Below are 21,164 nucleotides of genomic sequence, written 5' to 3' on the forward strand. Positions count from 1 at the left end.
ACGTCACGAAACGGCTAGAAGAGGCCCTTGTAGCCGCTCCAGCCCGTCGCGATCTTCACTCGGCCGCCGAACGAGCCCTTGCCGTCACCGCTGTTGCGGTACAGGTTGCCGCCGCTGTCGCGGGCGACCAGGTCGGCCTTGCCGTCGTCGGTGATGTCGCCGACGCCGACGACGGCGTTGTACGAGGCGCCCCAGTCGGTGAACAGCTTCACGCGGGAGGCGAAGGTGCCGTCGCCCTTGCCGAAGTAGCGGTAGAGGACGTTCGACCTGTCCTGGGCGACCAGGTCGCCGATGCCGTCGCCGTTGAGGTCTCCGGCGCCCACGATCTTCTTGTACGTCTTCCAGTCGTCGTACAGCTTGACGCGCGAGGACAGCTTGCCGGTGCTCGTGCCCTTGTAGAGGTAGACGGCGCCGGTGGAGGAGTTGCGGGCGACCAGGTCCGGGCGGCCGTCCCTGGTGACGTCACCGGGCGAGGTGAGGACGTCGTACTGGTTCCAGCCGGAGCCCGTCGCGATCGTGGTGTAGGCCGTCGACGGCTTGAGCGCAGCTCCGCAGGCCGGCCGGTACAGGCGCACCGTGCCGCTGCCGAAACGGACCAGGACGTCGTTGCAGCGATCCCCGCTCAGGTCGCCGATCGGCACCGGCCGCACGCTCGTCGCCCAGCCGCCGCCGCTCGCCTTCCCGGAGAATCCGCCCTCGCCGGTGCCCTGGTGGAAGGTGAGGCTGCCGGAGGAGTTGAGGGTGAGCAGGTCGCCGATGCCGTCCGGGTGGCCCGACGGGCCCGCGTGGTCACGGCGCACGGCGCTGCCCTTGCGCAGCCCGACCGTGCCCCGCACTTCCAGGGCGGCCCCCACCCCGTCGGCCGGGGCCACGGACAGCGTCCAGTCGTAGGAGCCATTGGGGAGGCGCCTGGACGACGTGGCGTCCCGGCCGGCCCAGCCGACACTCAGCTCGCCCCGCGCCGCTCCGCCGGTGCGGGTGTCGACGACCTGACCGGTCGCCGCGTTGCGCACGGTCAGCCGCCAGCTCGCGGACGGCTTGGACAGCAGCACCGTGGTCAGCGTGTCCGGGACCTCGTCCCCCTCGCGCGACACGACGTGCGCGGCGCTCCGGGCGGGCCCGAGCAGCCGCAGGGGCTGCTGCGGCACCCCGGACGGCACCAGGTGGACGCGTTCCCGGTCGTCGACGAACGCGGCGTTGGACCCCGACTCGTCCACCGTCCAGCGCACGTCCCGCAGCGATTCGGCGCCGCCGGGCAGGTCGCCGATCACCCGGCTCACGGGCGTGCCGCCCACGACGGTCGTGAGCGTCAGCCTGCCCGCCTCACGGTCGTGGGTGACGACGTAACCGTCGCCCAGCTTGGCCTCTCCCGTCGGCACGGGCGTCGAGGTCTTCGCCGTACGGTCGTAGACCCCGGCCCGGCCGTCGCAGGTCCAGTACAGGTAGCGGCCGAGCGCCTGGATTTCGGTGGGCGTGCAGCCGGCGTCGGTGGTGACCGTGCTGGACGTCTTGGTGGACAGGTTCAGCGCCTTGAGGCTGCCCGGGGTGGTGGCCGTCGTCCACAGCACGTCCCCGGAGATCGCGGCGGCGCCGGACGCCTCGGCGACGGGCTTTCCTTCGCCGCCGATCTCGTACACGTACCGCGTGCCCGGGTCCGTGTAGAGGAGGTACCGCCCCGACACGTCGACGATCCGGCCCTCCCCGGGGATGTTCACGCCCCAGAGGTCACCGTCCGCCGGGCCGTTGACCCTGACCTCGTTGTCCGTGCTGCCGTACCGCATCCAGGCCACCCTGCCGTCGGCGGTGCCGAACAGCCGCGAGCAGGCCGGGTCGGTGGAGCAGACGCCGGGCGTGTCCTCGGTGCCGGTTCCGGGCGTGAAGGACGAGCGCTCCCCGAACTGGGGTGCGCCGGTCGCGGCCACGGTGCGCGCGTAGTCGTCCCGCACCCCGTCCTTGCTGTCGTCGGCGACGACCAGGCGGCCCTGGTCCAGGGAGATCCCCCGGATCCTGGCGGGCGGCTTGGGCAGAGCCTTGACCATGGTCAGCACCGGCGTGCCGTCGGGGCCGGGCTGGATGCGGTGGACGCCGTAGCCGTCCGGGCCGGTGGCGAAGACGACGGCGGTGCCGTCCGGGGCGGCGGAGACGCCGTACGAGGAGTGCTGTGCGAGGGTCACCCGCGAGCCGCTGGTGACGTGCTCGGCGAACAGCCCCGTGCCCGAGCTGGGCCGGTGGACCAGCCAGTCGCCCACCACCACGAGATCCTGGGTGGGATTCACACCGCCGCCGTCCAGCACGGCCTCGGTCGGGGCGGCGGACAGGTCCGAGCGGTCGAACACCAGCACGGACGGATCGCTGATGGTGAACAGGGCGACGTGCTTCCCGGAGACCTGGGCCCTGGCGTAGGGATCCGGGTACTCCGGCGTCATGTCCGTGACCCGGCCGGTACCGCGGTCCACCATGACCGCCCGGTACCCCTCGAACTGCCCGGGCGTGCCGGCCAGGAACAGCAGCCCGTCCACGTCCCCGCCCAGGGGCCGGCCCAGCGACAGCCCCTCGGGCACCCCCGTGACCGGAAGGTCCCGCGTGCCGCCGTCGCCGTCCGGGACGAGCAGGTGCGTCTCGCGCGTGGCCGTGCCGTTCTCGTCCGTCACGTTGCGGAAGGCCACCGCCAGATCCGCGTAGGCGGTGAGGAACTGCAGGCCCGAGGGCACCCGAAGCGTGCGGATGGTGCCGTCTGCGGCGTCCACCAGGTCGATCCGGCCGTCGGTGTGGCGGTACGCCAGCGCGTCGCCGCCCGTGGTGGCCGGCACCGAACCGCCGGACGGCCGGGTCACGGGCACGGAACCGCCGTCGGCATACCGCGTCCAGACCAGCCCGCTCCCCTCCAGGGTGTGGAAGACGCCCTGCGCTCCGGCGCCGTCCTGGCCGGAGTACGTCGAGTTGCCGTAGAGCCGGCCGCCCAGGTAGGTGCTGCGAAGCGTCGCCGGCACCACCGACTCCTGCGGTGTGTCCGCGACGGCGGTCGAGGGCAGCAGCGGGCTCAGGCCGGCCGCCAGTACGGCGGTGGCGGCGACGAGACCGAGGCGTGCGGAGGCATGACGAGCCAAAGGAGACCCTCCCCGAGAGCGAGCACGAGACGGGACGCGCACCGTTCCCTCAGTGCCCCTCGCCCCAGGCGCCGCATCCGTCTCAGAAGTCGGCTGATCATACCGGCCGTTCACGCCTTGAGGGAAAGGGGTTTCGACCGGGCCGGGGGGAGACGACCGTGGCCCCCACCGGTGAGTCGGTGGAGGCCACAGGGCGTTCAGTCACATCGGCCGGTGTCAGCCGTTGCGCTTCCAGCGCGGCTTGTCGTCGCGGCGGCCGAACGAGCCGGTGCCGGTGCCGGTGCTGCCCCGGTGGTCGTCGCGGCGGCCGTACGGGCGGTCGTGGCCGCCGGTGCGGAAGCCGGGGCGGTCGCCCTGGCGGTCGCGGTTGAAGGGGCGGTCGCTGCCGCGGTGACCGGTGCGGTCGTCACGGCGGAAGCCGCCGCGGTCGCCGCCGCGGTCGTCACGGCGCTCGAAGGAACGGCCGCCGCCGCGGTTGTCACGGTCGTCGCGGTTGAAGCCGCCGCCGCGGTTGTCACGGTCGCGGTCGAACGGACGGCGCTCGTCGCGGCGCTCGAAGGTGCGGCCACCGCGGTCGCCGTCGCGACGGTCGTCACGACGGTCGAAGGAACGGCCACCGCCGCGGTTGTCACGGTCGTCCCGGTTGAACGGACGACGCTCACCGCCACGGTCGTCACGACGGAAACCACCACGGTCGCCCCCGCGGTCGTCACGACGCTCGAAGGAACGGCCACCACGGTCGCCGTCACGACGGTCGTCACGACGGTCGAAGCGCTCGGCACGCTCCGGCCGCTCGGCGCGCTCGAAGCGCTCCGTCCGCTCGACGCGCTCCACCCGGTCCACGTCCTGCGCGGCCGGCTGCTCCGGTACCACCACGGCGGCCTCCTCGGCCACCACGGTCGTCTCCGCCGTCACGGCCCCCGCGGCGCCCTCCGCCTCGGTCACCGCGTTCACCGCTGCCTGCGGGTCCTCCCCCCGCTCCCGGGCGAGCCGGGCGACCAGGCGGTCGGCCTCCTCGCGCAGCTCGGCCGCGCGGCGCTGCGCCCGCTCCAGCTGCTTGGCGAGCTGGGCGACCTCGCGCTCGGCCTGCTGGGCGGCGTGGCCCGCCGACTCGGCCTGGACCTCGGTCATCGAGCGGGCGCCGGTGATCTCGGCGACCTCGGGGTCGAAGGCGCCGGCGCCCTGGATGATGTGGCGCGTGGCGTCGACGCCCGCGTCCTCCATCAGCCGGAAGATCTGGCGCCGCTGGTGCGGCAGGGCCAGGGAGACGACGGTGCCGGTGCGGCCCGCGCGGGCGGTGCGGCCGGCCCGGTGCAGGTAGTCCTTGTGGTCGCCGGCCGGGTCGACGTTGAGGACCAGGTCGATGCCGTCCACGTGGATGCCGCGTGCGGCGACGTCGGTGGCGACCAGGACGTTGACGTACCCGTCCTTGAAGTCGGCCAGCGTCCGGGTGCGGGCGCCCTGGGTCATGCCGCCGTGCAGCGCCTCGGCCTTGGCGCCGGAGTCGCGCAGCTGCTCGGCGACCCGGTCGGCGCCCAGCTGGGTGCGCACGAAGATGATGGTGCGGCCCTTGCGGGAGGCGATGGCCGCGGTGACCGGCGCCTTGTCCTTGGGCTTCACGATCAGGATGTGGTGGGACATGGTCGTCACCGCGCCCTGCGCCGCGTCGACCTCGTGGGTCGCCGGGTCGGTCAGGTAGCGCTGGACGAGGGTCTGGATCTCGTTCTCCATGGTCGCGGAGAACAGCATCCGCTGGCCGCCCGCCGGGACCTGGTCGAGCAGCTCGGTCACCTCGGGCAGGAAGCCCAGGTCCGACATCTGGTCGGCCTCGTCGAGGACGGTGATCCGCACGTCCTCCAGGGAGCAGGCGCCGCGGTTGATGATGTCGCGCAGGCGGCCCGGCGTGGCGACGAGGACGTCGACGCCGCGCTCCAGGGCGTAGATCTGGTTGCCCATCGAGGTGCCGCCGCAGACGACCTTCATCTTCAGGCCGAGGACGTCGCCGTACGGCTGGAGGGCGTCCGCCACCTGCATGGCGAGTTCGCGCGTCGGGGTCAGGATGACGGCGCGGGGCTTCTTCTTCTCGGTGCGGCCGCCGGCCAGGGTGGCCAGGGTCGGCAGACCGAAGGACAGGGTCTTGCCGGAGCCGGTGCGGCCACGGCCCAGGATGTCCTTCCCGGCCAGCGCGTCCGGGATGGTCGCCGCCTGGATCGGGAAGGGGACCGTCACGCCGTTCTGCGCGAGCTTGCGCACGACGCCCTCGGGGAGCCCCAGCTCCGCGAACGTCGGTTCGGGGGTGGCGTCAGAGGCCTCGACGGCTTCGAGGGTCTCGACGGCTTCCGCGGTGGTGTCGGCGTCGAGGGTGGTGTCGAGGGTGTCGGTGCTCTCGGGCACGACGATCAGATCGGTGCTGGACATGGACATACGTATGCGAAACCTTCCGGAGTCTCGTCGGCACGCGCCCGTCAACTCCGTGTTCGCAATACGACCGCCTCAATGCGGTCAGCCACGGCAAGGGAGAGAACGCGCCACACGGCGCGCTCTGTGGTGGCGCCGGGCAAATGGGATCAAACGATCTACCACCATACGCACCCTCCACCCCGCAAGGCAAACCGGTTCCGGTTGACGTGGGTCACACCCCGTCGGCGCGGGTCCGGCCGCCGCCGGTCAGCCGGGAACGGCCGCCGCCTGCGCGGGAGCCGGTTCCCGGTGCCCGAGCTGCGGTGCGGGATCCGGGTTCGCGGAGGACGAGGGCTCGGCGGCCGTGGGGGCGGGGGAGGCGGGCGGCTCCGGCGACGGGGCGGGCGGCTCGGCCGTCGGGGCGTCGCCGCTCGGCGTCGGCTCTCCCGGCGTGGGGGCGACGCCTCCCGGTCCGGCGGGGCCGCCGTGTCCGGAGGGCGGCGAGGCGGGGGCGTCGGCGCGCGGGTCCTCGGCCTTGGAGAAGGGCGTGCTGGACTTCCCCGGCTTGGGCTTCTCGCCGTCCTTGCCGCGCTTGTCGCGCGCGTGCTCCGCGTCGCCCACGGCCCCGCCGTGCCCGGCGCCGGCACCGGGGGCGGCCCGGTCCGCGCCGGGGTCCTCGCCGCCCCGCTGTCCGGCGGAGTGGGACGGTTCGGCGCGGCGTCCGTCGTCGCCGACGCTCATGCAACCGGTGGTGGTGGCGGCGACGACGGCGACGACCGTGGCGGCCAGGCGGACGGGAACGGACAAGGGGCGCACGGGCAGCCACCTCCGGTGGAGGGTGAAGGAGTCAACGTGCCCAACTCCCGCCACCCCTGAGAGGACACGCGCCCCGCACGACCGCCCCCGTCACCGCGCCCGGCTCACGCCTGCCCGTGCCCGCGCCGCGTGTGCCCGAGCCGCACCCGACCGTGCCCGGGTCACCCGTACCCGAGCGCGTGCAGCCGCGCGTCGTCGATGCCGAAGTGGTGGGCGATCTCGTGCACCACGGTGATCTCCGTCTCCGCGACGACGTCCTCCCGCGACTCGCACATCCGCAGGGTCGGCCCCCGGTAGATCGTGATCCGGTCGGGCAGCACCCCCGCGTACCACTCGCCCCGGTCGGTCAGCGGGGTCCCCTCGTAGAGCCCGAGCAGCTCGGGATCGTCGGCGGGCGGTTCGTCCTCCACGAACACCGCGACGTTGTCCATCAGTCGGGTCAGCTCCGGCGGGATCCGGTCCAGGGCCTCGGCGACCAGTTCCTCGAACTCCTCGCGCGTCATCTCCAGCACACGGCCCATTGTCGGGTACGACACCCCCGAGGGAGACCCGCGCGCACGCATCCGCCACCCGGCGGGACACCCGCATATCCAGCCACGGACATGGGCATACGGCACCAATGGCACGCGTCCCGGCCGCCTTCACGCACCTGTTCGCCCGTAGGAACCCGTCCCCGACCGACCCCGCGAAGAAGCCCCGCCGTCCCGGCCCGCGCCCCGGCGCCGATCCCGCGCCACGGCCCTGGGTGCGCGCCCTCGGGCTCATGGCCGTCGTCCTGCTGGGCGCCTGGCTTGGCCTGCTGATCGTCGGCAACGTCCGGGTCCCGGTCGGCCCGATGGACACGACGATGACGCTGCGCCCCTCACTCACCGGCGGCACGAAGATCAACGTCTCCCCGCTGGGCGCCCTCGGCCTGGACAGCCACGTCGCGCCGGTCCGCCTGGACGTCAACGTCGACCAGCTCGACCCGGACCGCGCCCAGGCCCTGGTGGACCACCCCGAGCGCCTGTCCGGCCTCCAGGACGAGGTCGCCCGGGACGTCGGGCACGGCGCGCGCGACCTGGCCCTGCGCTCGTGCGTCGCCGTCGTCTCGGGCGCCACCGCGCTCGGCCTCGCCGTCTACCGGCGGCCCCGCCGGGCGCTGGCGGCGGGCGGTCTGGCGCTGGCCCTGCTGGCGGCCTCCGGGACGACGGCGTACGCCACCTGGAACCCCAAGTCGGTCCTGGAGCCGAGGTTCTCCGGGCTGCTCTCCTCCGCCCCCTCCCTGGTCGGCGACGCCCGCAGCATCGTCACCGAGTTCGACGTCTACCAGCGCGAACTGGCCCGCCTGGTGACCAACGTGACCAAGCTGTACGACGCCACCTCCACGCTCCCCACTTACGCCCCCGACCCCACCACCATCCGCGTCCTGCACGTCTCCGACATCCACCTCAACCCGGCGAGCTGGAAGATCATCGCCTCGCTGGTCGAGCAGTACCGGGTGGACGTGATCGTCGACTCGGGCGACACGATGGACCACGGCACGGCGGCGGAGAACGGCTTCCTGGACCCGATCGAGGACCTGGGCGCCCCGTACGTCTGGGTGCGCGGGAACCACGACTCGACGCTCACCCAGCGCTATCTGGAGGGACTCAGGAACGTGCACGTCCTGGACGACGGCCGGGCCAAGACCGTCGCGGGCCTGCGGTTCGCGGGCATCGGCGATCCCCAGTTCACCCCCGACCGCTCGGCCGAGCCCGGCGCGGAGGCCTCCCAGGAGCTGGCCGGCGCCCGCCTGGCGTCGGCCCTGCGCGACCAGCGGGCCGCAGGCAGGCCGGTGGACGTGGCGATCGCCCACGAGCCGGCCGCCGCCCGGCAGACGGACGGCGCGGTCCCGCTGGTGCTGGCCGGCCATCTGCACCACCAGGAGATGGAGGTGCTGCCCTACGGCACCCGGCTGCGCATCGAGGGCTCCACCGGCGGCAGCGGCCTGCGCGCGATCGAGGACGACGAGCCGGACCCGATCGAGGCGTCGATCCTGTACTTCGACCGCGACAGCCGCCGCCTCCAGGCCTGGGACGCCATCCGGCTCGGCGGGCTCGGGCTGACGACGGCCGAGGTCAGCCGCCATCTGGTGGAGGAGAACCAGCCCGGGGCGACCCCGTCCCCGACGGCCCCGGCGAGCGGCTCGCCCGCCGTCTCCTCCCCCGCCCCGCCTTCCGGGCCGTGAAACCGTTTTGGCGATACCTCTCGCCATCCCATATGCTTCTCACGTCCCCGACGCGCTGAGAAGCGCCCAGGCGGGCCGATAGCCCTCATCGTCTAGCGGCCTAGGACGCCGCCCTTTCAAGGCGGTAGCACGGGTTCGAATCCCGTTGGGGGCACGCAGTACGGTGTGCGACACTTACGTTCGTCGGTTCGCACACGACAGCTTGGTCCTGTGGAGCAGTTTGGAGTGCTCGCCACCCTGTCAAGGTGGAGGCCGCGGGTTCAAATCCCGTCAGGACCGCTGAGGTTTCGTACGAAACCTCGTGGCTGGGTAGCTCAGTTGGTACGAGCGATCGCCTGAAAAGCGATAGGTCGCCGGTTCGACCCCGGCCCCAGCCACACCCCGGAAGCCCCGCTCAGTGAGCGGGGCTTTCGTCGTGCCGGACGGACTCGACGGGTTCCGCCTCCCGGCCGCCCGGGTGGCGGTGGCGCCAGGTCCAGAAGACCGCGCAGGAGACCAGGGCCCAGCCGGCCAGCACCAGGAACGGGAAGGCGTGCTGGTGGCCGGGGAAGTACACGGCCGTGTGCTGGGCGTTGACCGAGGCGCCGGGCGGCAGCCACTGGCCGATCAGGCCGAACGGGGACGGCAGCAGCGGCCAGGAGACGGCGCCGCCCGAGGACGGGTTGCCGATCAGGACCATCAGGCCCCAGGTCGGCAGCATGGCCCAGCGCCCGAACAGGGTGTTGAACATCGTGAAGACCATGCCGGACGCGAACATGGTCAGCGACAGGATCATCCAGGACTGCACGAACGGCAGATCGAGGGCGTCCAGCAGCCAGTCGACCGCCGCGGCGATCGCGAGCCCGCCGAGCAGGGCGTATCCGGCGGTGAAGGCGATCCGTTCGAGTGGATTGAGCCCACGGGCGTGGACGCTCAGCTGGATCGCGCCGACGAAGCCGATGATCACGGCCGCGAGGGAGATGTAGAAGATCGCCAGGCCCCGCGGATCGCCCTCCTGGAGGGGTGTGAGGTCCTTCACGGTCACCGTGATCCCGGTCTGCTCGCCCACCTCCGCCGCCGCCTTCTCCAGGACCTCGGCGACCGACGCCCCCGAGGCCCCGGAGACGTCCAGCGTGACGGCGTCCCGGCCGGCCGGGACGTCCAGCACCGCGAACACCTCCTGGTCGTCCACCGCCTCCATCGCCGCGTCCCGGCTGCCGTAGGGATGCAGCTTCACGGAGGCGTCCAGCGCCTGCTCCAGCCCGGCGATGAAACGCCGGCCCGGCTCCTGCTCGTAGGCGCCGACCACCGCCGCCGGGACGGTGCGCGGGGTCGGGTCGGCCATGGCGTACGTGTAGGAACCGGCGAAGAGACCGGCAGCGGCGGCGATGATCAGCGTCAGCACGGCCGCCGGCAGGAACGGGGACCCACTCTGCGCGGAATCGGACATAAGGCCCAAGCTAGATCATCGGCACCGGCAAATCCGGTCGCCACCGATTTCCCCGAGGTGAGATCCTGGAAGCCGTATGTCTACGCACCCCGCCCCCGCCCTCGGCACCCTCGCCTCCCGCCTGACCGAGCTGTCGCTGCGCGACGCCCACCGCCTCGGCCGGAGGCTCGAAGGCGCGCGCCGGATCCGCAAGCCGGAGGCCCGCGCCGCCGTCCTCGCCGAGATCGAGGCCGAGGCGACCAGGGCGGAGGCGCGGATGAGCGAGCGCCGGGCCAAGGTCCCCGAGGTCACGTATCCCGAGCAGCTGCCCGTCAGCCAGAAGAAGGACGAGATCGCGGCCGCCATCCGCGATCACCAGGTCGTCATCGTCGCCGGTGAGACCGGGTCCGGGAAGACCACGCAGATCCCCAAGATCTGCCTGGAGCTGGGCCGGGGCGTGCGCGGCATGATCGGGCACACCCAGCCCCGCCGGATCGCCGCCCGCACGGTCGCCGAGCGCGTCGCCGACGAGCTGCGCACCCCGCTCGGCGAGGCCGTCGGCTGGAAGGTGCGGTTCACCGACCAGGTCAACCCGGACGCCACCTTCGTCAAGCTGATGACGGACGGCATCCTGCTCGCCGAGATCCAGACCGACCGCGAGCTGCGCGCCTACGACACGATCATCATCGACGAGGCGCACGAGCGGTCGCTGAACATCGACTTCCTGCTGGGCTACCTCGCCCAGCTGCTGCCCAAGCGGCCCGACCTCAAGGTCGTCATCACCTCGGCGACCATCGACCCGGAGCGCTTCTCCCGGCACTTCGGCGACGCCCCGATCGTCGAGGTCAGCGGCCGGACCTACCCGGTCGAGGTGCGCTACCGGCCGCTGCTCGAGGAGGACGCCGAGGACGCCGACCGCGACCAGATCACCGCGATCACCGACGCCGTCGAGGAGCTGATGGCGGAGGGGCAGGGCGACATCCTCGTCTTCCTCTCCGGCGAGCGCGAGATCCGGGACACCGCGGACGCGCTCAACAAGAAGCAGTACCGCTTCACCGAGGTGCTGCCCCTGTACGCACGGCTGTCGCACGCCGAGCAGCACCGCGTCTTCCAGCCGCACACCGGCCGCCGGATCGTGCTGGCGACCAACGTCGCCGAGACCTCGCTGACCGTCCCCGGCATCAAGTACGTCATCGACCCCGGCTTCGCCCGGATCAGCCGCTACAGCCACCGCACCAAGGTGCAGCGGCTGCCCATCGAGCCGATCTCCCAGGCCAGCGCCAACCAGCGCAAGGGCCGCTGCGGCCGCACCTCCGACGGCATCTGCATCCGCCTCTACAGCGAGGAGGACTTCGCCGCCCGCCCGGAGTTCACCGACGCGGAGATCCTGCGGACCAACCTCGCCTCCGTCATCCTCCAGATGACCGCGGCCGGCCTCGGCGACATCGAGAAGTTCCCCTTCATCGACCCGCCGGACCACCGCAACATCCGCGACGGCGTCCAGCTCCTCCAGGAGCTCGGCGCGCTCGACCCGGCGCAGAAGGACCCGCGCAAGCGCCTCACCGACATGGGCCGCAAGCTGGCCCAGCTGCCCGTCGACCCGCGCCTGGCCCGGATGGTGCTGGAGGCCGACAGGAACGGCTGCGCCCGCGAGGTCATGGTGATAGCCGCCGCGCTGTCCATCCAGGACCCGCGCGAGCGCCCCGCCGACAAGCAGACCCAGGCCGACCAGCAGCACGCCCGCTTCAAGGACGAGACCAGCGACTTCCTCGCCTACCTCAACCTGTGGCGTTACATCCGCGAGCAGCAGAAGGAGCGCGGTTCCTCCTCCTTCCGGCGGATGTGCAAGCAGGAGTACCTCAACTTCCTGCGCATCCGCGAATGGCAGGACATCTACAGCCAGCTGCGCACGGTCGCCAAGCAGATGGGCATCCACCTCAACGAGGACGACGCCCCCGCCGACCGCGTCCACGTCTCCCTCCTCGCGGGCCTGCTGTCCCACATCGGGATGAAGGACGTGAAGGACGGCAACAAGAACGAGTACCTGGGCGCCCGCAACGCCAAGTTCGCGATCTTCCCCGGCTCGGCGCTGTTCAAGAAGCAGCCCCGGTTCCTGATGTCCGCAGAGCTGGTGGAGACGAGCCGGCTGTGGGCGCGGGTCAACGCGAAGATCGAGCCCGAGTGGGTCGAGCCGCTCGCCGGGCACCTGCTCAAGCGCACGTACTCCGAGCCGCACTGGGAGAAGGACCAGGCCGCGGTGATGGCGTACGAGAAGGTGACGCTGTACGGCGTCCCGATCGTCGCTCAGCGGAAGGTGAACTACGGCCGGATCGACCCCGAGGTCAGCCGGGAGCTGTTCATCCGCAACGCCCTCGTGGAGGGCGACTGGCGCACGCACCACAAGTTCTTCGCCGACAACCGCCGGCTGCTGAGCGAGGTCGAGGAGCTGGAGCACCGGGCGCGGCGCCGGGACATCGTCGTCGACGACGAGACGCTGTTCGACTTCTACGACCAGCGGGTCCCCGAACACGTCGTGTCCGGGGCGCACTTCGACTCCTGGTGGAAGCGCAAGCGGCACGAGCAGCCCGACTTCCTCGACTTCGAGCGGGAGATGCTCATCCGGGAGTCGGCGGAGGCGGTCACCAAGGCCGACTACCCGGACACCTGGCGGCAGGGGCCGCTGAAGTTTCGCGTCACCTACCAGTTCGAGCCGGGTGCGGACGCCGACGGCGTCACCGTGCACATCCCGCTCCAGGTCCTCAACCAGGTCACCGACGAGGGCTTCGACTGGCAGATCCCGGGCCTGCGCGAGGAACTGGTCACCGAGCTGATCCGCTCCCTGCCCAAGCCGATCCGCCGCAACTACGTCCCGGCGCCGAACTTCGCCAAGCGCTTCCTGGACGCGGCCGTGCCCCTCCAGGAGCCGCTGACCACGACCATGGCCCGCGAGCTGAAGCGGATGGTCGGCGTGCCGTTCACCGCGGACGACTTCGACTGGGCGAAGGTGCCGGACCACCTGCGGATCACCTTCCGGATCGTCGACGAGCGGCGGCGCAAGCTGGCCGAGGACAAGGACCTGGAGGCGCTGAAGCTGCGGCTGCGGCCGAAGGCCCGCCAGGCCCTCTCCCAGGCCGCCGCGGCCACGGCCGAGCGGCAGGGCGGCGAGTCGCTGGAGCGCTCCGGGCTCACCGACTGGACGATCGGCTCGCTCACCCGCGTCTTCGAGACCCGCCGCGCCGGCCAGCCCGTCAAGGCGTACCCGGCGCTCGTGGACGACGGCGACACGGTCTGCGTACGCCTCTTCGACACCGAGGCGGAGCAGGCGGAGGCGATGTGGAAGGGCACCCGCCGGCTGATCCTGCGCAACATTCCGGTCAACCCCGCGAAGTTCGCATCCGAAAAGCTGACGAACGCTCAGAAGCTGGCGTTGTCGGCCAATCCGCACGGTTCCGTCCAGGCCCTGTTCGAGGACTGCGCGACGGCCGCGGCGGACCGGCTGATCGCCGACTTCGGAGGACCGGCCTGGGACGAGGAGTCGTACCGCAAGCTCTACGACAAGGTGCGCGCGGAGATCGTGGACACGACCGTGCGGACGGTGGACCGGGTCCAGCAGGTGCTGGCCGCCTGGCAGGCCTGTGAGCGCCGCCTGAAGGCCGTACGCAGCCCCGCGCTGCTGCCGAACCTCCAGGACGTCCGGGAGCAGCTGGACGCCCTGGTGAGGCCCGGCTTCGTCACGGCGACGGGGCTGCGGCGACTGCCGGACCTGATGCGGTATCTGGTCGCGGCGGACCGGCGCCTGCAGCAGATGCCGACCAACGTCCAGCGGGACACCACCCGGATGGAGAAGGTCCGGGAGATGCAGGACGAGTACGCGTGGCTGCTGGAGCAGATGCCGCAGGGGCGGCCCGTGCCGGCGTCGGTCCTGGACATCCGCTGGATGATCGAGGAGCTGCGGGTCAGCTACTTCGCCCACGCCCTCGGCACGGCGTACCCCGTCTCGGACAAGCGCATCGTGAAGGCCATCGACGCCGCCGTCCCGTAACGGGCCCCGCACACTGGGTGAGTTCGACCCGGGGCTCACCCTCCTGTAGAGTCTCTTCTCGCAGCGCAACGCGGAAATCGCGCCGCGAAACCTGGTCCTGTGGAGCAGTTTGGAGTGCTCGCCACCCTGTCAAGGTGGAGGCCGCGGGTTCAAATCCCGTCAGGACCGCAGCGAAGTGAGGCCCGTCTCCCAAGGGGAGGCGGGCCTCGGTCGTTCCCGGGCCGGCCAACTCGCCCCCGGCGCGGCCCCGGAGGCCCTTCCGGCGGCTTCCGGGCGGCTTGTCGGCGGCCTGCGGTCGCAGCACGGCCCCGGACGCCGCCGGTCGGCCGCTCGTGGCTCAAGCGCTCCCCCGCGGCTTGACGACGTCACGTTCCGTCGGTACCCAGAAACCAGGCAGTGTTCCGGTACGGCCCCCGGGGGTGGCGTATGGCGGCATCGGCCAGGCACGCGACGCGGGCGCTGCTGCGCGCGCATCTGTCGGCCGCGTCGTCCTACGGACACCGGGCCCGGCACTGCCCGATCTGCCACCGCCTGCTGCGCCTGGCGATGGACTCCGCGCCCCGGCAGCCGCAGGGCGGCCCGGACGAGCGCGTCGACGAGCGGATCGACTAGTTCCATTAGCCCGAGCCCGTCTGTCGTGACAAGCGGAACGGCATGTGACGGGTGTCACTGCATGAGTTTTTGAAGCGGCGGTATCGACCCGTTGCCCGGAACGGGTCAATTTAATATGTGCAATTGCACCGCCCTCACAGACGCTCAACAGTCCCCACCAACCGGGCACAAAAAAGATCGCGCTGGACCCGGCGGAGTCCAGCGCGATCGACGACGAAAAGTTCTGTTGGGGCAGTCCCTCACGTCGGTTGGAGCTGTGGTGACGGGCGCACCGGCCGGTGGGGGACCAGCCGCCTTGCCCGGCTATTCAGTTGTTCAGGCCTCGCTGCGCTGCTGCGGGATGCCCGCGAGCAGTGCGCGGACCTCGGCCTCGCGGTAGCGCCGATGCCCGCCCAGCGTGCGGATCGACGTGAGCTTGCCGGCCTTCGCCCACCGCGTGACCGTCTTCGGGTCGACGCGGAACATCGTGGCGACTTCAGCCGGGGTCAGCAGCGGCTCGGCATCAGGGGTGCGAGCGGTCATGAGCGGCCTCCTCGGGAGAACCGAACCATCTCGGTTCTTTCCTCTAAATTCTGCACCTTGACCCGCGTTGCCCGAAATGGCGGACGCGAGTCGAGTCGGTTATAGGACGAACGGCTTGTCCTCGGCACTACAACTACACCATCTGTCCAGCCGCGTCGGCCAAACCGATGGAATTGCCCTCCCAGGTGTTCATCAGCGACGGAAGCCGATGGACCATGCCATAGCGGACAGTCACGCCACTGTGACGATCAGTCACAGGACGATCAGGAGTCACCAGACCCCCCAAAGCGTGCAATGCTGAGATCCCGCCCACAGTTGAGCACATGGGACGGAAGGAGCCCTCCCCGGACTCCTTGTCCTATTTTGGCATGAGGAGGGGCAAGCGGCGCAAGGGCCGGGTAAGTGCGCTCCATCACGCTTGTCGCCTGGGTCACATGCTTGACAGAATCGCCCGGATCGCTGTCGAAGTCCGTTGTTGACGCCCCGTAAGCCCGTTCCCCGGCCCCTCCCGCGACGGCACCGTACGGCACGGCGGAGGACGTCAGTTCGCCGAACGCAGGTCCCGCACCGACCGCCACCGCTCCACCAGCCGCGCGTACGCCTCGCCCGCCGCCGGGCCGTCCCCGGTGCGCAGCGCCTCGATCCCCTCGGCCACGTCGGCCGCCGAGTGGTCGCCCGCCAGATCGGCCGCCGGCAGGGCGTGCACCAGCCCGCCGTAGTCCAGCTCGACCAGCGAGCGCGGGTGGAACTCCTCCAGCCAGCGCCCCACGTCCAGCAGGCCGTCGATCAGCGGCCCCTCGTCCATCGCCGCGCGCAGCGTCCGCAGCCCCCGGGCCACCCGCCGGCGGGCCTGCACCATGGGCGTGCGGTAGCGCAGCACGGGCGCGGCCCGCCCGGGCTCCCCGGTCCCCTCGGCGTACTCCCGCTCGTCGTCGGAGACCAGCACGAACCAGCTCAGCGGCACCTGCCAGGTCGCCGTGCGGATCCACGGGCGGGCGTCCGGGTTGGCGGCCAGCCAGCGCTCGTAGTCCTGGGTGGCCTGGTGGCGCACCAGCGGCGGCAGGACGACGTCCAGCAGCGGCGGCGGCAGCTCCTCGGCGAGGTCCCCCAGGGCCTGCCAGCCGCGCAGCCGAGTGCGCCACGGGCAGACGTGCACCACGCCGTCGGACTCCAGCACGAAGGCGTCGCCGCTCTCGTGCACCGGCACCGGGACCGGCGGGGTGGGCAGCAAGTCGGCCAGGGAGCGGCGCAGTTCGTCCTGGCAGGACGGGAGGTCGGGGCGGCGGGCGTAGCGCGCCCAGTGGCCGCGCTCCGGCTCCGGGAAGGCGGCCAGCGGCTCGTACACGCGCAGGTACGCCGCGTACGGCACGATCACCGAGGACACCTTGGGCACGCCTGCTCCCTCCCCCGGCCGGCGCCGGGGAAAACCGGTGGTCCCGACGGCGGCGCCGCGGGAAATCCCTGCAAATCGTCGCACGCCCGTACCTCTTCCGTAGGTGATCCCCGCCACTGCCCTTCCGGGCGGCCCGGAAGGGCTTAATCTCGTGCTCACAGGCCCCCGCCACCATCACGGGAGCCGCCACCACCGCCGCTTCACATCAGGAGTCACCACAGTGACCGAGGTAACCGACGGCGTCCTGCACACCCTCTTCCACTCGGAGCAGGGGGGCCACGAGCAAGTCGTGCTCTGTCAGGACCGCGCCAGCGGCCTCAAGGCCGTCATCGCCATCCACTCCACTGCCCTGGGCCCCGCGCTGGGCGGCACCCGCTTCTACCCGTACGCGACCGAGGCGGAGGCCGTCGCCGACGCGCTCAACCTCGCCCGCGGGATGTCGTACAAGAACGCCATGGCCGGGCTGGACCACGGCGGCGGCAAGGCCGTGATCATCGGGGACCCCGAGAGGATCAAGACCGAGGAACTGCTGCTGGCCTACGGCCGGTTCGTCGCCTCGCTCGGCGGCCGCTACGTCACCGCCTGCGACGTCGGCACCTACGTGGCCGACATGGACGTCGTGGCCCGCGAGTGCCGCTGGACCACCGGCCGCTCCCCGGAGAACGGCGGCGCCGGCGACTCCTCCGTCCTCACCGCCTTCGGCGTCTACCAGGGCATGCGCGCCTCCGCGCAGCACCTGTGGGGCGATCCCTCGCTGCGCGGACGCCGCGTCGGCATCGCCGGCGTCGGCAAGGTCGGCCACCACCTGGTGGAGCACCTGCGCGCCGAGGGCGCCGAGGTCGTGATCACGGACGTGCGCGAGGACGCCGTACGGCGGATCCTCGACCGGCACCCGCAGGGCGTGTCGGCCGTCGCCGACACCGAGGCGCTGATCCGCGTGGAGGGCCTGGACGTCTACGCCCCCTGCGCGCTCGGCGGGGCCCTGAACGACGACACCGTGCCGGTGCTCACGGCGCGCGTGGTGTGCGGCGCGGCCAACAACCAGCTCGCCCACCCCGGCGTGGAGAAGGACCTCGCGGACCGCGGGATCCTCTACGCGCCCGACTACGTGGTGAACGCCGGCGGGGTGATCCAGGTCGCCGACGAGCTGCACGGCTTCGACTTCGAGCGGTGCAGGGCGAAGGCCGCGAAGATCTACGACACCACGCTGGCGATATTCGCACGTGCGAAGGAAGACGGTATTCCGCCGGCCGCCGCGGCCGACCGGATCGCCGAACAGCGGATGCACGAGGCCGCCGCGGCACGCGGAAGGTGACATTCCGGCCGGCCGCGCGAGCGGCCTGACCGGGGTTTGCGCGGTACCTGCCGGGGGGCGGTTGGAGAGAACTCTCACTTCTCCCGGCGGGTCGCCCGTGGATAAGTGGTTAAAATCGCCACTGACCAGCGAGGACGGGGCGCCTCAAAGGTTCTGGGCACACGCGCGTGCTGCGGGCGACGTACCGTATGGGCGTGGGCTCAGGTACCGTGGAAGCCCTACGGACCGGTCTCTCCGCGGAGAGTCCGTTCCGGATCATGAACGCGTGTCAAGACTCTGGGGCCGTCGAGCCCCGTCGTTGAGGGGGTCGAGCCATGGGGCGCGGCCGGGCCAAGGCCAAGCAGACGAAGGTCGCCCGCCAGCTGAAGTACAACAGCGGTGGGACTGACCTCTCACGCCTGGCTGAGGAGCTGGGCGCATCGACGTCGAATCCGTCGCCAAACGGCGACCGTTTCGAGGACGATGAGCACGACGACGACCTGTACGCAAAGTACGCCGACCTCTATGAGGACGACGACGAGGAAGAGGACGGCCAGTCCTCCTCGCAACACCGTCGCGGCGCCTGACGCCTACAGCGGCTCTGCCGTGTCTTCACCCGGTCCGGGGCGACCAGCGCCGGACCGGGTTTCGTGCTGCCGACGCGCGTCCTACGCGTAGTCGCCCACCAGCTCGGCTCCCGTCGTGCGCTCCTCGCGGTCGGTGATCTCGCCGGCCACCCAGGCGTCCACTCCGCGGTCCGCGAGCGTGGCCAGCGCCACGTCGGCGGACTCCTCGGGCACGATCGCCATCATGCCGACGCCCATGTTCAGCGTCTTCTCCAGCTCCAGCCGCTCCACGTCGCCCGTCCGTCCGACGACGTCGAAGACCGGGGCCGGCGTCCAGGTGGAACGGTCCACGATCGCGTGCAGTCCGTCCGGGATCACCCGGGCCAGGTTGGCGGCGAGCCCGCCGCCGGTGATGTGGCTGAAGGCGTGCACCTCGGCGGTGCGGGTCAGCGCCAGGCAGTCCAGCGAGTAGATCTTGGTGGGCTCCAGCAGTTCCTCGCCGAGGGTGCGGCCGAAGTCCTCCACGCGGGCGTCCAGGGCCATTCCGGCCCGGTCCAGCAGGACGTGACGGACCAGCGAGTACCCGTTCGAGTGAAGCCCGGAGGAGGCCATCGCGATGACCGTGTCCCCCTTGCGGATGCGGTCCGCGCCGAGCAGCCGGTCGGCCTCCACCACGCCCGTGCCGGCGCCGGCGACGTCGAAGTCGTCCTCGCCCAGCAGACCGGGGTGCTCGGCCGTCTCGCCGCCCACCAGGGCGCAGCCGGCCAGCACACAGCCCTCCGCTATGCCCTTGACGATCGCGGCGACCCGCTCGGGGTGGACCTTGCCGACGCAGATGTAGTCGGTCATGAACAGCGGCTCTGCGCCGCAGACGACGATGTCGTCCATGACCATGGCGACCAGGTCGTGGCCGATCGTGTCGTACACGCCCATTCGACGGGCGATGTCGACCTTGGTGCCGACGCCGTCGGTGGCGGAGGCGAGCAGCGGACGCTCGTAGCGCTTGAGGGCGGAGGCGTCGAAGAGGCCGGCGAAGCCGCCGAGGCCGCCGAGGACCTCGGGGCGCTGCGTCTTCTTCACCCACTCCTTCATCAGCTCGACGGCGCGGTCGCCCGCTTCGATGTCGACGCCCGCTGCTGCGTAGCTGGCACCAGTTGTCTCAGACATGGCGATGAGAACCTTCGTGTCGTACGGCAGGGTGTGGCGGGCGCCCTACGGGCGGCGGATGGCGTCGGCCGCGGCCGTGGCGGCGGGCCCGGCGGCCAGCTCGGTCTCCAGCAGCTGCTTGCCGAGCAGCTCGGGGTCCGGCAGCTCCATCGGGTACTCGCCGTCGAAGCAGGCGCGGCACAGGTTCGGCTTGGCGATGGTGGTCGCCTCGATCATGCCGTCGATGGAGATGTACGCCAGGGAGTCGGCGCCGAGCGAGGTGCCGATCTCGTCGATGGTCATGCCGTTGGCGATCAGCTCGGCGCGGGTGGCGAAGTCGATGCCGAAGAAGCAGGGCCACTTCACTGGCGGCGAGGAGATCCGGATGTGGACCTCGGCGGCGCCCGCCTCGCGCAGCATCCGCACCAGGGCCCGCTGGGTGTTGCCGCGGACGATGGAGTCGTCCACGACGACCAGCCGCTTGCCCTTGATGACTTCCTTCAGCGGGTTCAGCTTGAGCCGGATGCCGAGCTGCCGGATGGTCTGCGAGGGCTGGATGAACGTACGCCCGACGTAGGCGTTCTTCACCAGGCCGGCGCCGAAGGGGATGCCGGAGGCCTCCGCGTAGCCGATCGCGGCCGGGGTGCCCGACTCCGGCGTGGGTATGACCAGATCGGCCTCGACCGGGGCTTCGGCGGCGAGCCTGCGGCCCATCTCCACACGGGACAGGTAGACGTTCCGGCCGGCGATGTCGGTGTCCGGGCGGGCCAGGTACACGTACTCGAAGACACAGCCCTTGGGCTTCGCTTCCGCGAATCGGGAGCTGCGCAGACCGTTCTCGTCGATGGCGAGGAACTCGCCCGGCTCCACCTCGCGCACATAGCTCGCGCCGCAGATGTCGAGTGCGGCGGACTCGGAGGCGACGACCCAGCCGCGCTCCAGGCGGCCGAGGACCAGCGGGCGGATGCCCTGCGGGTCACGGGCGGCGTACAGGGTGTGCTCGTCCATGAAGACGAGGGAGAAGGCGCCGCGCACCTGGGGGAGGACCTGGTGGGCCCCCGCCTCGATGGTCAGCGGCTTGCCGTCCTCGTCGGTCTGCGCCGCGAGGAGCGCGGTCAGCAGGTCGGTGTCGTTCGTGGCGGCCACACGGGTGCTGCGGCCCCCCTCCTGCTTGGGCAGGCCGGCGACCATCTCCGCGAGCTGCGCGGTGTTGACCAGGTTGCCGTTGTGGCCGAGCGCGATCGAGCCGTGCGCGGTGGCGCGGAACGTCGGCTGGGCGTTCTCCCAGACGGAGGCGCCGGTGGTCGAGTAGCGGGCGTGACCGACCGCGATGTGGCCCTGGAGCGAACCGAGGGACGTCTCGTCGAAGACCTGGGAGACCAGGCCCATGTCCTTGAAGACGAGGATCTGGGAGCCGTTGCTGACCGCGATCCCCGCGGATTCCTGACCTCGATGCTGGAGGGCGTAGAGCCCGAAGTACGTGAGCTTTGCGACCTCTTCGCCCGGAGCCCAGACACCGAAGACGCCACACGCGTCCTGGGGGCCCTTCTCGCCGGGAAGCAGATCGTGATTGAGTCGACCGTCACCACGTGGCACGCCACCGAGTGTAGGCGAGATCGACCACTGGTCCGAATTGGGGAATCTGCGCC

At 71.5% G+C, this 21,164-nt stretch carries 14 protein-coding genes and 4 tRNA genes; 9 read left to right on the forward strand and 9 right to left on the reverse strand.

Annotated features, from left to right (window positions below; translation table 11 throughout):
- Positions 1-14 precede the first annotated feature (14 nt).
- The 4 genes from ACZ6KF_RS14355 to ACZ6KF_RS14370 all read right to left on the reverse strand — a co-directional run bounded on the left by ACZ6KF_RS14355 (position 15) and on the right by ACZ6KF_RS14370 (position 6,835).
- Entirely contained in the window at positions 15-3,107 is a 3,093-nt protein-coding gene (locus tag ACZ6KF_RS14355; RefSeq protein WP_469238553.1) for an FG-GAP repeat domain-containing protein, read from the reverse strand.
- A gap of 216 nt (positions 3,108-3,323) precedes the next feature.
- Positions 3,324-5,531: a DEAD/DEAH box helicase gene (locus ACZ6KF_RS14360; protein ID WP_469175615.1), complete on the reverse strand. Its 2,208-nt coding sequence runs from the start codon at positions 5,529-5,531 to the stop codon at positions 3,324-3,326.
- A 243-nt stretch (positions 5,532-5,774) separates the two neighbouring features.
- Positions 5,775-6,323, reverse strand: a complete 549-nt coding sequence (locus ACZ6KF_RS14365; RefSeq protein ID WP_469238555.1) for a hypothetical protein — start codon at positions 6,321-6,323, stop codon at positions 5,775-5,777.
- A 161-nt stretch (positions 6,324-6,484) separates the two neighbouring features.
- Positions 6,485-6,835 carry a metallopeptidase family protein gene (locus ACZ6KF_RS14370; protein ID WP_356631241.1) on the reverse strand — a complete coding sequence of 117 codons (351 nt, stop codon included), beginning with the start codon at positions 6,833-6,835 and terminating at the stop codon, positions 6,485-6,487.
- A 107-nt stretch (positions 6,836-6,942) separates the two neighbouring features.
- On the opposite strand from ACZ6KF_RS14370, the gene ACZ6KF_RS14375 reads away from it, so the two are divergent.
- From ACZ6KF_RS14375 to ACZ6KF_RS14390, 4 genes are all read left to right on the forward strand, one after another.
- Positions 6,943-8,532, forward strand: a complete 1,590-nt coding sequence (locus tag ACZ6KF_RS14375) for a metallophosphoesterase family protein (protein ID WP_356631243.1) — start codon at positions 6,943-6,945, stop codon at positions 8,530-8,532.
- Positions 8,533-8,613: 81 nt separating this feature from the next.
- Positions 8,614-8,686, forward strand: a tRNA-Glu gene (locus ACZ6KF_RS14380).
- A gap of 50 nt (positions 8,687-8,736) precedes the next feature.
- Positions 8,737-8,811 (forward strand) — tRNA-Asp (locus ACZ6KF_RS14385).
- 24 nt (positions 8,812-8,835) lie between these two features.
- Positions 8,836-8,909, forward strand: a tRNA-Phe gene (locus ACZ6KF_RS14390).
- 17 nt (positions 8,910-8,926) lie between these two features.
- Here the strand turns inward: ACZ6KF_RS14390 and ACZ6KF_RS14395 are convergent.
- On the reverse strand, positions 8,927-9,961 hold the full coding sequence (locus ACZ6KF_RS14395) for an ABC transporter permease (RefSeq protein ID WP_469238557.1): 1,035 nt from the start codon (positions 9,959-9,961) through the stop codon (positions 8,927-8,929).
- Positions 9,962-10,037: 76 nt separating this feature from the next.
- On the opposite strand from ACZ6KF_RS14395, the gene hrpA reads away from it, so the two are divergent.
- The 3 genes from hrpA to ACZ6KF_RS14410 all read left to right on the forward strand — a co-directional run bounded on the left by hrpA (position 10,038) and on the right by ACZ6KF_RS14410 (position 14,594).
- On the forward strand, positions 10,038-13,982 hold the full coding sequence (hrpA, locus tag ACZ6KF_RS14400) for an ATP-dependent RNA helicase HrpA (protein WP_469238559.1): 3,945 nt from the start codon (positions 10,038-10,040) through the stop codon (positions 13,980-13,982).
- A 93-nt stretch (positions 13,983-14,075) separates the two neighbouring features.
- Positions 14,076-14,150: transfer RNA gene (locus ACZ6KF_RS14405), tRNA-Asp, on the forward strand.
- A gap of 258 nt (positions 14,151-14,408) precedes the next feature.
- A complete protein-coding gene (locus tag ACZ6KF_RS14410; RefSeq protein WP_356631249.1) occupies positions 14,409-14,594 on the forward strand; it encodes a DUF6274 family protein in 186 nt (61 codons plus the stop codon).
- 315 nt (positions 14,595-14,909) lie between these two features.
- On the opposite strand, the gene bldC is transcribed toward ACZ6KF_RS14410, so the two are convergent.
- The gene (gene bldC / locus ACZ6KF_RS14415) at positions 14,910-15,116 is read right to left on the reverse strand and encodes a developmental transcriptional regulator BldC (RefSeq protein WP_003949541.1); all 207 of its coding nucleotides are present in this window, start codon (positions 15,114-15,116) and stop codon (positions 14,910-14,912) included.
- Positions 15,117-15,657: 541 nt separating this feature from the next.
- Positions 15,658-16,509, reverse strand: coding sequence for a DUF8083 family protein (locus ACZ6KF_RS14420; RefSeq protein ID WP_356631251.1), 852 nt, complete (start codon positions 16,507-16,509; stop codon positions 15,658-15,660).
- Positions 16,510-16,729: 220 nt separating this feature from the next.
- On the opposite strand from ACZ6KF_RS14420, the gene ACZ6KF_RS14425 reads away from it, so the two are divergent.
- Together ACZ6KF_RS14425 and ACZ6KF_RS14430 are read left to right on the forward strand one after the other, a co-directional pair.
- On the forward strand, positions 16,730-17,824 hold the full coding sequence (locus tag ACZ6KF_RS14425) for a Leu/Phe/Val dehydrogenase (RefSeq protein WP_356631253.1): 1,095 nt from the start codon (positions 16,730-16,732) through the stop codon (positions 17,822-17,824).
- Between the two features lie 314 nt (positions 17,825-18,138).
- Positions 18,139-18,390, forward strand: a complete 252-nt coding sequence (locus tag ACZ6KF_RS14430; protein WP_356631255.1) for a DUF3073 domain-containing protein — start codon at positions 18,139-18,141, stop codon at positions 18,388-18,390.
- A gap of 81 nt (positions 18,391-18,471) precedes the next feature.
- On the opposite strand, the gene purM is transcribed toward ACZ6KF_RS14430, so the two are convergent.
- Entirely contained in the window at positions 18,472-19,536 is a 1,065-nt protein-coding gene (gene purM / locus ACZ6KF_RS14435) for a phosphoribosylformylglycinamidine cyclo-ligase (protein WP_469175623.1), read from the reverse strand.
- A 45-nt stretch (positions 19,537-19,581) separates the two neighbouring features.
- On the reverse strand, positions 19,582-21,111 hold the full coding sequence (purF, locus tag ACZ6KF_RS14440; protein ID WP_356631259.1) for an amidophosphoribosyltransferase: 1,530 nt from the start codon (positions 21,109-21,111) through the stop codon (positions 19,582-19,584).
- Positions 21,112-21,164: the final 53 nt, after the last annotated feature.

The organism is Streptomyces sp. NPDC046379, from assembly GCF_055587785.1.